Annotated in this window: 8 protein-coding genes and 1 pseudogene; all 9 read right to left on the bottom strand. The window is 49.5% G+C overall.

Annotation, left to right across the window (positions count from 1 at the left end; genetic code table 11):
- Positions 1-2,077 (bottom strand): golvesin C-terminal-like domain-containing protein (locus ACFPPD_RS20985; protein ID WP_378083179.1); only part of this gene is annotated, 2,077 nt, incomplete at its 3' end.
- Between the two features lie 114 nt (positions 2,078-2,191).
- Complete coding sequence (locus tag ACFPPD_RS20980) at positions 2,192-4,582, bottom strand: hypothetical protein (RefSeq protein ID WP_209746182.1); 2,391 nt, start codon at positions 4,580-4,582, stop codon at positions 2,192-2,194.
- Positions 4,583-4,681: 99 nt separating this feature from the next.
- Positions 4,682-7,414 carry a hypothetical protein gene (locus ACFPPD_RS20975; RefSeq protein WP_209746180.1) on the bottom strand — a complete coding sequence of 911 codons (2,733 nt, stop codon included), beginning with the start codon at positions 7,412-7,414 and terminating at the stop codon, positions 4,682-4,684.
- A 256-nt stretch (positions 7,415-7,670) separates the two neighbouring features.
- Positions 7,671-7,862 (bottom strand): annotated as a pseudogene (locus tag ACFPPD_RS20970) (transposase); the annotation flags it as partial.
- Between the two features lie 148 nt (positions 7,863-8,010).
- Positions 8,011-8,949, bottom strand: a complete 939-nt coding sequence (locus ACFPPD_RS20965; protein WP_209746178.1) for a hypothetical protein — start codon at positions 8,947-8,949, stop codon at positions 8,011-8,013.
- Positions 8,950-8,960: 11 nt separating this feature from the next.
- Positions 8,961-11,075 (bottom strand): glycoside hydrolase family 36 protein, encoded by a 2,115-nt coding sequence (locus ACFPPD_RS20960; protein ID WP_209746177.1) that lies wholly within the window; start codon positions 11,073-11,075, stop codon positions 8,961-8,963.
- Positions 11,076-11,091: 16 nt separating this feature from the next.
- A complete protein-coding gene (locus ACFPPD_RS20955) occupies positions 11,092-11,931 on the bottom strand; it encodes a carbohydrate ABC transporter permease (RefSeq protein ID WP_378083173.1) in 840 nt (279 codons plus the stop codon).
- A gap of 10 nt (positions 11,932-11,941) precedes the next feature.
- On the bottom strand, positions 11,942-12,832 hold the full coding sequence (locus tag ACFPPD_RS20950) for a carbohydrate ABC transporter permease (protein WP_209746173.1): 891 nt from the start codon (positions 12,830-12,832) through the stop codon (positions 11,942-11,944).
- A 101-nt stretch (positions 12,833-12,933) separates the two neighbouring features.
- Positions 12,934-14,283 (bottom strand): ABC transporter substrate-binding protein, encoded by a 1,350-nt coding sequence (locus ACFPPD_RS20945; protein WP_209746169.1) that lies wholly within the window; start codon positions 14,281-14,283, stop codon positions 12,934-12,936.
- Positions 14,284-14,307: the final 24 nt, after the last annotated feature.

The following is a 14,307-nucleotide window of genomic DNA, read 5'->3' as shown; positions in this document are numbered from 1 at the left end:
TCCCTCCAGTTCCTGCACTGAAGGTATAAGTGCCTAACAAGTTCCATTGTTGGTTTCCACCTGTTGTCTGGTTTACGGTTACCGTTGACGTTACGCCTGCATGAAGAATATCAACCGGAGCATTGGTTGCCCGATTGGTACCTGCAGGCCACATCATATATACGCTATACGTTCCTGCCGACGGCAAAGTAGGAGTGAATGTTACGCTTTTAATACCTCCGTTATGCAAGTAATCAGCGCCATATCTATTTGTGTCAAAGGTACTCGTAGTCCATGTGCCCACTTTTGTTACTCCAGTTGAAGCAGCATTATCAACAGTAACGCTGACGGACGTATCTTTTACGAATTTCACTGCATCAGCCATGACGTACCCATTCGTGGCGGTGGTGCGAATTTTCACATTCCCTCCAGTTCCTGCACTGAAGGTATAGGTGCCTAACAAGTTCCATTGTTGGTTTCCGCCTGTTGTCTGGTTTACGGTTACCGTTGACGTTACGCCTGCATGAAGAATATCAACCGGAACATTGGATGCCCGATTGGAACCTGCAGGCCACATCATATATACGCTATACGTTCCTGCCGACGGCAAAGTAGGAGTTAATGTTACGCTATGCGTACCCCCGTCATGCAAATAATCAGCGCCATATCTAGCAGTTTCAAAGGTACTCGTAGTCCATGTACCCACTTTTGTTACTCCAGTTGTAGCAGCATTATCAACAATAACGCTTACGGGCGTAGTTGTGCCTGAAGCGGGAATATCCGAAGCGCTCAGGTTGATCATGTAATCATCAACATCATTGCTTTGAACATCCCAGTTGGAAGTGAATAAGATTTTTGTGAAGTCACGATTCACAGTAGCTTGCACTTCCGTAAAATATCTCCTATTTTCATCCGGTTCGTCATGGTTGTAAATTTGATGATGGTGTGCAAGAGGATAGATTCTCGGGTTGGCTGTAAGCTCTAATGCAAATACTTTATCATAGTACCAACGCTGACCTATACCGGGAGAAAATGTCGACACAAGTATCCAGCCTGGCTTGTTATAACCTTTTCCTGAGAAATGAATCGCAGAATTCCCACCATTCTCAAAGATATCGAAAAGAACGGTCTTGACACCGGTTTCCATATCATAAAAGTATACGTCTCCTTCATCGGGTTGAGCCGAGTAAACCACGCTTACATAAGCATCATGACCATTTGGAAGCAAGGCCATATCAGAGTGCTCGCCCACTGCGCCCACTTGACGTATCTGATTAAACTCACGGTCGAATTGTACAGCGCCGGGACCTCCATAAACGCTAATTACCACGTACTTTCCTGATGGTGACATACTGACGTGATCAGCATATATAAAGCCGTTGGCACTGGTAGCAGACATGTGTCCAAGGATCGTGTCGGTCTGTTTGTCCCAAGTGATGTAACCAAGTTTGTTGTAGGCTGCATCCATAACCACGAAAGCCCAGTACTGTCCGTCAGCGGAAGATGAGCCTTCTGCTTTTGTAGAAACAGCCGTTGCGGTTGGCCAATATGCTTTAATTCTCGAGTTAAAATCATAAGCAGGGCCTTCTGGCTGTTCAGTAGCTACATTATAGGAGTAGAGCTTAGCGCCTTGTCCACCCTCGCTAAAATAGTAAAAAACATTTGGATTAACGGGATCCCACGTCGGTTCTGCGTTAGCTGTACCTATGCTGGGAGCGGCAATCGATTTGATTTTATTATAGGGCGGGTTTGCATTATATAAATGCCAGTAAGTAGGACCCGAATAAGAATAGATCAACATATAGGTATTATTACTGTTGAAAGCTTGTGACCGAGAATAGATGTGTCTACCAAATGTGCCTACTCCATCCTCATCCGGATCCGTCACACGCGTAACGCTAGTGCCATAAGTCGGGTCCGTAAACTCATCACCTTTATCTGGCTTTTGCATTCCGGTTGGCGTAGGCGTATTGTCTTTGCCTTCTATTGCGAGTGTTGCATGGGTTACGCCGATATTAATCTGACCCAACATAACCATAAACATGGCAAGGACTAAACTCATGCCTAACAAACGTCTCGATTTCTTTAATACCTTCACTTCATTTCACGCTCCATTTCATTTTTTGGATTTTTGTCAACTTGAAAATGTTGACAAATAAATTGTAGATCAATTGATTCGACTCAACTTCTGTTATCCAACTAATAACTGATGCTATTTTATTGAATTATGAACATCCAGCTGAATGTAATTATCCGCATCTATGAACCCGCCTGTTCTGCCCAGCAACGAGAACTCGCCGGCGCTGTTTAATTCGATTCCCGCTTTGACGTATAGCTTCCCTTCATCGTTTATCGACTTCAGAATATCCTCCCCTAGCGGAATCTCCATCTCGAATCTCCATTGCCCTTCTTCTTCCGGAAGGCTCACCATTTTCGCGTTCGTCGATAAATTCCAGGCATCGAACAGATGCTCTCTGTTGAACCCGTAATGGTTGGCCTTCACTAGGTTCTCGGTTTCATCTTTTGGCAATTTCGGGACAACGAATAGTTCGACGATGTCGTCGCTCCACCAGGATTCGGAATCGCTTTGTTGTACCGCTAGCATCGTGTCCGGCCCGCTCAGCGTTCCGTGCATGTAGAGCGTATCCTTTCCGTCCCACGCGAAGGCTACCCGATGCTTATATTTCAATGTGTTGCCGTTCTGGTCTCTGTTCACTTCGTAGGTTTTAATACCGTTCCAGTCCTTAAGATCGCCGTCCATTTGGATAGATCCAACGGGTACATCCATTTTTTCACCAATGCCGGCGAACTTGTCTTCATTCAAGATCAAAGCGGTCGCTGGACGTTCGCCAGCTTCGGGAACATACGGCGCGGCATCCGCTCCCTCGTAACGGGTATAAGGGCCGATCTCTTTTAAACCCGCGGCGCGCGGCCGTCCGAGTGCATCGTATTGGGCATAATCAATTCCATCCACGACGAAGCTGTCTTCCCCCCCGTACCCGGATGTAAGAGCAGGGCTGTCGGATCGTAGGAAAAAATTCCCTTTTTCCGGATTCAGAAATTTAGGGTCTACCATCAAGCTATGTTCGCTGTCGGAAGGCGCTTTCCCTAGTCCATGAAAAATCGAATTGTTCGAGGGAACGGATGACGTAAAATCGATAATATAGTCGGAGAAAATGTTGTTGCTCGAGTTCACTTCTTTCCCTTTTGATATACTAACGGAGTATTGCAACATATCGTGGAGTAAGCTGTTGCGAATCGTAAGCTTGTCCCCCACCAGAATAATGCCTCCGCCCGAATCGTCCACCTTGTTATTCCGAAAATTAATACTGTCAAATATCTTGTAATCATATTCCCACAGCTTCATGCCGACCCCGCCGTATTGATGGCCTGCTTGCGCTTCGTCATGGGTGACGACTCCGAAGAAGTATGCGTGCGGGGAACGGATATCCCATCCGTCTTGCCCATTGTGATGGGAGTAAGAGAACAAATACACGTTGTCCGCAGAAGGGTAACCCCACCTCTCGTATTCGCTGTTTTTATTTACGAACCCATTGGCATGCTTATATTGAAAGACGTCCTTCGTTTTGTGGTTTGGATTCCACGCGGATTCCAGAAACTGAAATCTGCCGTGGTCGATGCTGCTAAGTTGGAAGCCGTCCGCGTCATTATACATCGCTTCGCTATGCGAGATTGTAATGTATTGGCGATTACCGGCTTTGGTATTGCCGCCGATGCCCGCATGGAAACCAGTGCCATATTCCAGGTATGTTTTCTTTTCCATCTCTTCGTAATGATACGTGTTATCGTTAAAGGAGCAGTCCCAGAATTGGATGTACTTCACCCGCTCGGCAAGCTCTACCCCGTAATCTTCGGAGCGCAAACCGCTCTGATCGATTCCCATGACGGTGACGTACTCCGTTTCATAGCCAATGTCGATGCCCGCGCGTTTCAATTCCACTTTGTCGCCGGGATAGTTCATAATCGTGATCGGTTTGTCTTTTGTCCCGCTTTTGTCCACGACGATCGGAGTGTCGTATTCGCCCGCGAGCAAGAATAAAATGTCGCCCGGGGCGATCTTGTCGATGCCGGTCGTCAAATCCCACGGAGACGCTTTCGTTCCTTCATTGCCGGCATTTCCTTCCGGCGAGACGAAATACCGATTGTCCGCGGACGAATTATCATTGTCGATAATAACCCGATTAACGACGCTGCCGATTAGGTTTCCTTCCTTGTCGTACGCGGTCGCTTTAATACTCAAAGGCCCGTTCTTGAAAGCGGCCGTATCGAACGTTCTAATCCAATAACGGTCTTTCACGTAGGTCCTTGCCTCGAGCTCCAGTTGATCCCCGAATTGTATGACGACTTTGCCTACCCCCTTATCCTCTTCCAGCCAGCCTTCTCCTGTATAGGCCAAGCCATAGATTCGGGCGATTCCCGACAATGTCGCGTCTCTCTCCGGATAGAAGAATCCAATCCCCTTGTCGTTATGGTAATCATGCAGCACGACGGGTATTTCTTCGACCTTCTTGTTCTCGCAACCTATCGTTAGTAGGAAGGATACCATCATTGCGCACAAGAATAGCGACCATCGTAATTTCATCCTGTCTCCCCTTCTCTTGAGAAAACCCCTCGAAGCGATAGCGGGTTGCCCTATCGGATTCCCGTTTCGTATCGAGGGGGTTTCTAAACCTCGTTTACATTAGTGATAGGTTATCGTTAATTTAGGTCGATTAGCAGCCGTAGCGAATTGGTTGCTTGCCACCTGCTGAATATTCAGTGAGCTTCCGCTCCTAACCTTTACATACCAGCCTTGATTTATTGCCGTATTGTCTAACCAGGCTTGAATATCCGCTTTTACGTCCGTGGATACGTTCCATCCGGCCGCGGTAGCGAAGGTTATCGCTCCGGACGCCGTCGGGTTCACGGAGTCCATGATCGTGCTGCCAGCCGCGTTGGTCCAACCCGTGGCGAAATTGTCTCCCGACCCCGATCTCCTCGTCCATGCGGCTCCGTTCTTTAACGTATAATCCGTATTGTTGCCTTCCGCCCACATGCCTTTATTATTCGGATCCGTAATTCTGTACATGTCGACAGTTCCGCCCTCATATGAATCCGTTCCCGTATTGTAGAGCGAGAGAGTCGCAGAATCGATCGTCGATCCTGACGGAACAAGGCCGGCTAAATCAAAGTAAATCAACGCGTTGGACGCGAAACCATCCCTTAAGTAATAGGAAGTGGATTGCCCTGCCCCATAGTTTCCTTCGTTGGGCGAGGTCATCTTGATATGGCTTTGATCTTTCCCGCCCGCGTAGCTGTTGACGCCCATCTGAACGGTTACCGTATTTGGAGTTGGCGTTGGCGTCGGCGTTGGCGTTGGTGTAGGTGTTGGCGTCGCGGAAGTATGGTACGTTATCGTTAACTTAGGTCTGTTCGCGACGGTTGCGTTCTGGTTGCTGGCCACGTCCTGGATGTTGATTCCGCTTCCGCTTCTCGTCCGCAAGAACCACCCTTGGTTAACCGCGGTGCCGGTACTCCACGACTGAATGTCCGAGAGGACATCCGTGGAGGCATTCCATCCCGCCGCCGTCGTGAAGGCAATCGATCCGGTTGGCGTGGAAAGTACGGAATCCATGACCGTGCTTCCCGCCGCGTTCGTCCACCCCGTTGTTACGGTGTCTCCGGAGCCTGCCCTTCTCGTCCAGGAAGCCCCGTTCTTTAACGTATAATCCGTACTGTTGCCTTCTGCCCACATGCCTTTGCTATTGGGATCCGTTATTCGATAAAGATCAACCGTCCCTCCCGAATATGAATTCGTTCCGCTGTTGTAGAGGGATAAAGTCGCCGAATCCAGGATCGCCCCCGCTGGAATCTTCCCGGCAAGGTCGAAATAGATGAGCGCATCCGTAGGAAAACCGCCGTCCCTTAAATAATAGTTGGTCGTTAGTCCTGCTCCGTAATGACCTTCGTTTGGCGTCGTTTCCCGAAGATGGCTTTGGTCTTTGCCGCCGGTATAATTATTCAAGCCAACCTGTAAGGTGATCGTGTTGTTGGGCCCAGGAGTTGGCGTTGGCGTAGGTGTTGGCGTTGGCGTTGGTGTCGGCGTTGGCGTTGGCGTTGGTGTCGTTGTCGGCGTGCCTGCTGCGGGAATATCACCCGGATCGAGTCTAACCATGTAGGCATCCAAGTCGGTTGAAGAGGTTGTCTCCCAATTTGAATTGAATAGAATTCTGGTGAAGTCGCGGTTTACCGTAGCATGCGGCTCGGTATCGTAACCTGCGTAATTGAACACATGATGATGAGCAATATTGTATATCCTTGGATTAGCTTTCAACTCAACGACCATGATCTTATTGTTAATCCATTGCAGAGGCAGATTATATGGAGCATAGGTGGATACAACTACCCAGCCAGGATGATTATAGCCTTTGCCGGAAATATGCAGAGCAGTCGCCTGCCCTGACACATAGGTCGGAAACAGAACCGTTCTCACGCCAGTCCGAATATTAACCATGAATACATCGCCGGCATTCGACTGGATATCGATACCGACATAGATATCATCGCCATTGGCATCCAGCGCCAGATCGGAATGCTCGCTCTTGTGATGCAAGGTGCGCACCACTGTGCTCAAGTTATCACGGGCATAAGCCACTGTACCGGAGGCATCGTCCCCGGACACCGTGAAGTATGCGCCCGACGGACTCATGCTTACATGATCCGGTCTGACGCTCATATTCCTTGTTGACAGGATGGTGTCCGCCACCAAGTCATAGGTGAAGACACCAAGGGTATTGAAATTGGCATCCTCTGCCATAAATCCCCAATACCGGCTGTCTGCCGATGGAGAACCTTCACTCCGCGTCCAGACATGCGTTACGCCCGCCCATGGAAGGCGTCCCGCAAAATTGGCTACCACCGTTGAGACTCCGGTAGAGATGTTAAGCTGGTTCAGGACCAGCCCCCCATTAGTCGGAACATAATGGAGAACATTCGGATCGGTGGGACTCCACTGGGGTTCGGCGTCTCCGGCCAGAAAGGGGAGTCTTTGAATCTTGGTATACGTATCGGCATCATATAGATACCAAAAGCCGTCTAACGCCTTGACAATAAATTTCGAATTATCCTGGTTAAACGCTTGGCGACGGGAGTAATCGTTCCTGACAAATACCGGAGTCGTCCCATCGTCGACCCTTTTGATGCCGTCCGCAAGGAAATCCGTCGCCCTTACGACCGTTGCGTTGTAGATCGGATCCGCGAAAGGGACACCCTTAACCGGCTTGGGCATGGATGCCGGCTGCTGGTTGTTCTGTCCTTCGATCAATGTAGTAGACGCATACGAGGAGCGATAACTACTAAATAAGGTAACGACCAACGTCAACATGATGAGGAACCTCAAGCCTAGATTGGAACATTTTCCGATTGAAAAATTCATTCGTAATTAATCCTCCCTATTTATAAAGTAGCTGCACCCCCCATTGTAAAACCGTCTCATCTCCCGTTCCTCTTCTATCCTGTTGATTACTGATACTTTTTTATCGTAACCAAGTATCCGGCGCTTTCCGAAAACCCTCGCTTCATCGAACATGTTACGCATTCTGGGAGTCTCTCAAAAGGGTCAAGTTCACCATAGAGACAGCTCGCTTTTGATGAAAATCTTAGGAAATGAAAAAGTGGCAGTACGGGAGATGCTATTCCCGTGTTGCCACTTTTCGATTTCGGTCCATTGCGTTTTTCTTCACCAAGTTGTGGGCGAGCGAAAGCCAACCGACCTCAAGGCTTACCTTTGGCAAGCCGCGAAGCAGAAAACGCCGGAACCCCCGGTTGCTCTTCATTTGTCCAAACACGCTTTCCGGCTCAATCATTCGCCGAACTGATTGCGCTCCTTGCAACGAGTTTACAATTCAGATTTCACAGCGGCAACAGCCACCGGAAGGAGATACATCCCCCGCCAAAACTACAATTCATTAAAAAGGGCTATCCCTTAGTCATCTAATAATGACTTATGGGACAGCCCCTAAAGTGTGAATCCTACATTGTCAAAGGTATCTTAGTACTCAACAACCGAACTTTATCTAACGTCATTTCGATATTTCCATTATTTTCCACATGGTGTAATTGCCATTTTTCGACGTGGATTTTTGATTCTCCGGGTTGAATTTGATAGATACTGCTCAGAGACTCAAGCTCGAGAAAAGATTCATTGGTAAAGACTTCAAGAGAAGACCCATAACTTGGATATATTCCACTTGGGTTGAACGGATATTTTTTGGTAAAAAGAGTATTTCCTTTAAGGTAAGCTGCCCAGCCTGATTCGTTGCGGCATCCCAACTTCATCCACGACTGTTCTAGCTGCTTAATTTCTAAATATCGTTCTCTCCAAGTGATACGGTTATCATCCATTCGCGTCTTTCCCCATAAGGCATAACTTTGATTCGGCACTGGACCTAAGTCTATTGGTGTTTGTGGAACAAACGCGCTTCCTCCCCCACTCATTACAGATAGTGCCCATAGAGATAGGGGGATTGGCCAAGGTCCATGATTTTGTATTCGATGGCTAATCGTAACACAACTACCGCTCGACTCGATCTCGATTTTTAAATCCTTATGGATCTGATTCCATCGTTCGATCGGGCCGGTGATTACGATTCCACCCGGAATAGGAGCCCAAGATACCGGTTCATTATCCGGATAGCTGGATCTGCCAGGCGCTTGGGGACTGGTCCAAAGCCTGTGACCGCCGTATAAGTTCCAGCGTCCCTCGACGGATTCATATCCTTCCCCTTTTTCGTAATATTGGCCCTTCGGATCTTCATAATAGATATTCTTCTCACCCGAATAACTATAATGAATAATGCGCGGTCCAAAGTTTAATGGTGCAATTAGCTCGATAACCCCGTTCGTCAGGTTTACGCAAGGTCCCCAAATTTCGTGTTCATATTGCGAGAAGTGAATATTATTCACGATCATATCCCTTTCTCTCAAAGGTCATAGTTCCAAGTGATTTCAAACAATCTGGCTGATCGTGCTTGCGGCAACGATACTTTCAGTAGGCCCTCAGTTGAATCCCACGTCCATGTCGTTGCTTCGTTTTTTGGGTAAGCCAACGTGATCTGTGCGGGAACTCCTTTTAGTTCGGTCAGCGGTATTGAAACCGTGTTCTCGAATTCGTCCATTCTCCATACAGCCAAGAGAATGAATGACTCATCCCTGATACCGAAGCTAAACCATTTGCTTTCGAAGTTAGGCAATCCTTGCGGCCAAATCGGCAATCCTTGCGCAATATGGCTTCGAATCTTTTTGTAATACTTTATGGCTTCCTTTACTAGTTCCAATCGATCGGCATCGATTTCTGCCAAGTGTCCGCTTTGGTGAATCCGAAGCAGCATAGCATTAACCATATTCATGATAACTTCTTCACGATCGCCTTCCTTTAAGGGGTAAGACCACACCGCGGCCTGTTCCGGCGTAACCAGAGAAGCGCTTGCGGCGGCAATGGCTGCGTTCTTCAAGTAATCCGTCTGGTCGCTCGTTGACTGGATGCTATGCCTGCTGAGTAGCGCATAGTCGAGCCGCATTCCTCCGCTTCCGCAATTCTCGATCACAAGATCCGGATAGCGCTCGAATACGTCATCCACCCATTTTAGGTAGGCACGGTTGTGCTCCAGCAGTCCGTCTCCAGAACTATGGGCAGCATAGTCGGTACCAATACCTGCGTTAATGTTATAATCCATTTTGATATATCCGACTCCGTACTCGCCTACAACCCTGTCAATGATTTTGTCGGCGTAAGCCCGTACTTCAGGATTGCGGAAATCGAGTTGATACCGGGCATGATCGATGACACGTTTGCCGTGGCGAAGGAAAAACCAGTTATCAGGTAACTGGGATGCCAATCGGCATTGAATGCCCATGACTTCGATTTCGAGCCACAAGCCGGGAACCATGCCCTTCGATCGGATGTAATCCAATACTTCCCGAATGCCTCCGGGAAACCGCGCTTCCGAAGGCAGCCACTCTCCTACGCCATCCCACCATTCGCCGTCGGAATACCACCCGCAATCGATGCAGTAATATTCGCATCCGGCATCGGCAGCGGCGTCGATAAGCGGAATCAGCTTTTCCGTCGTGGGGTCGCCGAACAAACAGTTCATATAATCGTTAAAGATAACCGGCAGCTTCTCGTTATCTTCGTTCTTCCGTCGGATCTTCCGCCGATATCGCGTCATTTCGCCGATGGCCTGCTCGATCCCGCCTTGGACCGTCCCGATCGCCGCCGGCACGGTTATGAACGATTCACCCGGCGCAAGCTCCTTCCACCAATGATTTTCGGCTTCGGTCGGTCCGCTCAACTGCAAGTAGAGACGGTCGGCCATATCGCTCATTTCCCAATGCCAGGAACCGTTATGCTCGATCTGCCACACCAGTCCGCCGCTCGTTTCTTCGTTCTCCAGAAACCCCATCGGAGCGTATTGGGAGCTAGACCATGTTCCGGTACTCCCGTAAGATAGGCGTTTCATCGAGAACTCGTTCACTTTCTCTAAGCCGAGCTCCGGAAGCCGGTAACTTCTCCACTGCGCTTCGCCATACCAAGTATTGTGAGGGATATGCAGCCTCATTTTACGATCTCTGGCCGTCGATCCCTCCTTGTCGATCCCGTAGAGCGTAAACGTCGAGACGTATTCCAGCCCAAGCGGTTCGTTACCCGTATTCTCCAGCCGAGTCCATGCGCGGACGATCCGGATGCCATCGAAAAATTGCATGTGATACGAAGCCGCCAACCCTGACTTGTCGTCTTTCAAATGAAAAACGAGCAACCGCCCATCCGCATTGCGACCGTCTTCTTCCCCGACGAGCTTGAGTCGTTTGCCGGGCAACGTGCCGGTATGCTTCGAACCATGATGGTCGTCGTGATTCTCGCCGCTTGCGTGAACCTCGAGCAGCCGATATTTGGCTCTCGTCTTTTCCGGCCAGCTTTCGATGCCGATCGGCTCCCCGTTCCCGAAGTGAAGGAACCGAACATCGCCGTCCGACGCGACTTCGAATAACAGGCGCATGCCGTTTTCTTCCACTCGGATCCATCTTGAATCGTTCATTCCTATCCTCATCTCCTTACCCTTTCACCGCGCCGGCCGTCATGCCCTCGACCAGATAGCGCTGAAGGAAGACGAAGATCAGGACGACCGGAACGACGCTTAATACGGATGCGGCCATCATGCTTCCCCAATCCGTCTGGTACAAGCCTTTGAATAAACTTATGCCGGGAGTTAATGTCCGATGATCCTCGTCGTTGATGAACACGAATCCGAACATGAATTCATTCCAGGCGTTCAGGAAGGCAAATAACGCCGTCGCGATTAAGCTTGGCAAGGACACCGGCAACAAAATGCGAAAGATAATGCCGATTCTGTTGCAGCCGTCTATCTCCGCGGACTCTTCCATTTCATAAGGCACGGTATCGAAAAATCCCTTCATCATAAAGGTACATAGCGGTACCGTGAAGGTCGTATAGGCCAATATTAACGAGGCGTACGTATTGATAAGAGACATATTCTTCATGACAAGATACAACGGTATAAGCAACAACACGCCCGGTATCATCTGGGAGAGCAGCATCGCCACGCCGAATAACTTGACGCCCTTAAATCGAGCGTATCGGCTTAATGCGTACCCCGCGAAAATGGAAATCAACAAAGAGGCTGCCGTCGTCACTAAAGCGATGAACAAGCTATTTTTGAAAAAGGTTAAAAAGGCGGAATTGTTAAGCACGTTATCGAAGTGGCTTAACGTCATTTTCTTCACGATGAAGCTTGGATTCAGCGTTCGGATCTGATCGGTCGGCTTGATCGACGTCACGAACATCCATAAGAACGGAAGCAAGCAATACGCGGCAAACCCTATAAGCACAAGATAAGTGAGCGCCGTAAGAAATCTGCGTTTTCGAAGACTCATCAGCATAGCTTCACCCCCTGTTCTTTCTTACGCTGTAGAAGTAATAAAGACTGAACCCGACGACCATGAATCCGAGCATCATAGACGCAAGCGCGGAGGCTTGGCCGAAGTTGTACTGTTGCATCGCGTACCGGTAGATCATGATCGGAAGCGTCTCCGAAGAATGAAGCGGGCCGCCTTCCGTCATTACCCATATGAAATCGAAATTGATGGCCGTCCAGATAACGTGTATAAATACGATGGTCAGCGACACGGTTTTCAGTTGAGGCAGTACGATATGCCAGAACCGCCGGCGTACTCCCGCGCCGTCAATGGCTGCCGCTTCGATAATATCTTTGGAAACGGATTGAAGACCGGCGAGCAAGCTGATCGTGTAAAAAGGAAAGCTGCGCCATATATTGACGAATGTGACCGTTAGCAAGGCGGTATCCAGTTCGCCCAACCAATACCGGGGTTCATCGATGATGCCAAGCTTGACCATCCAGATGTTCAAGATGCCATAGTCCGGCGTTAACATCCAAGTCCATGTCATGCCCGCGATGACGATCGGAACGACCCACGGGATGATGATGATGCCTCGGAACACGGTGCGCCCTTTCACTTGCTGGTTAAGGGCAATGGCGGAAATCAGTCCGAGCACGTATTCGCCGGCGACGGACAATACGGTCCAGACGACGGTATTCTTAAGCGCCGTTTGAAAATAGGGTTCCTGGACGACATCCTTATAATTCGCGAAGCCGGCAAACCCGTTCGCGGCTTTATTCAACAAATTTTTGAACTGAAAGCTATCCCAAAGCACCTGTCCCAAAGGAAAAGCATTGAGAAGAAGGAAGAACAGCAAAGCGGGCAAGATGAATCCAAGGGCGATTCTTCGTATTTTTTTCTCTCTTAAAGTCAGCATGCTCCATCACCACTTTATCCAGAATGAAAAAGCAAGCATGTTCAGGCAGCATGCCGCTAGTTCCGCAGCTCCCGTCCATGCTTGCCGTTTGTCTGATCGTATTAGTTGCCGCTCAATTCGCCTGTGTTCTTCAAGCTGTCGTTAATCGAATCGGATAGCTTTTTCGCGACGTCTTCCGGTTTTTCTTTCTTCAGCATGGCAAGCGCCAAGGAGTCTTCCATCGCTTTCGTGATTCCGCCGAGAGATACGGTCGGGAACACGACGCCTTGAGGCGCGAGGGCCATGAATTCCTTGCCCCAGCCTTCGCTGACGACATCGTTGCGCGGAGCGCCCGAAGGGTTAACCGCCGCTTGGTAATCCGCTCCCAGGAGGAATTTCGCGAACTCGAACGTTTCTTCCGGATTCTTCGATTTATACACGAACAACGGAGCGATTTCCATGAACGTAGCCGGTTTTTCTTTATAGATCGGAGCCGCGACTTTGACGTCTTTCATGCCTTCCGGATTCTCGGAAGCGCGGCCTTCGATCCATGGACCGTTGACGACCATCGCGTATTGTCCGAGAACGAAGTTCTGATCTTCTTCTTCCCAGCCCCAAGTCCGGGCATCCGCCTTGACGGCTTTCTTGGCGATTAAATCTTGATAGAATTGGAACACTTCGGCCGCTTTCGCCAACTGCTCCGGATTGTCTTGCCATGTGTTTTTATATTTTCCGTCGGCTTGTTTCTCCGCCAATACGACGCCGTTCTGCGCGAGGTACATGATAAGTTCTTGCGGAGAGCGAACGCCGGCGCCGGCAATGCCGAATAATTCTTTGCCCGTCTTGTCTTTGACCGTCTGCGCCGCGTTCAGAAGCTCGTCCCACGTCTTCGGAGGAGCGCTAAGACCCGCGTCCTTCAAGATATTCTCGTGGTACAAGAGCGCGCGGATGCCGAGGTAGTTAGGCAGCGCCTTTAATTTGCCGTCGACTTTTAAGGCATCCAATACGTTCGGATAGATTTTGTCTTTCTCGTCCCAACCGTCGAAGGAGGCGGTAAGGTCGGCCAACGCGTCCAGTTTGTTGAACTCGCCGAACCATTCGCCTAAGCCCCAACTCAGATCGGGAGCATCGCCCGCATTGATGGCGGCGACCAGCTTGTCGTGCAGGACGTCGTAAGAGATGACTTGAAGATCGACGTTAATGTCGTCGCGGCTATCATCGAACTCTTTTACTTTTTGTTGAATCGTTTTCCCTTGATCCGAGCTTGGATCAAGCGCCGACCAGAATTTCAGCGTTACCGGATCCTTGGATGCAGCCGGAGACGAGGACGCCGGTTCGGATGCGGCGGCGCTCGATGACGGCGAAGCCGATGGAGAAGCGTTCGAATCCTTGTCGTTATTTCCGCAAGCGGCCAGCGTGGAGGCCAGCACGACGACGGATGTCGCGGTCGTTAACCACTTCTGAGATTTCATTGTAAAACCCCTCTCGAATCCTAT

The organism is Cohnella suwonensis, assembly GCF_042655365.1.
Lineage (GTDB): Bacteria > Bacillota > Bacilli > Paenibacillales > Paenibacillaceae > Cohnella > Cohnella suwonensis.
Note: the sequence above shows the minus strand (reverse complement) of the source record. Positions and strands in the feature narration are given on the sequence as shown.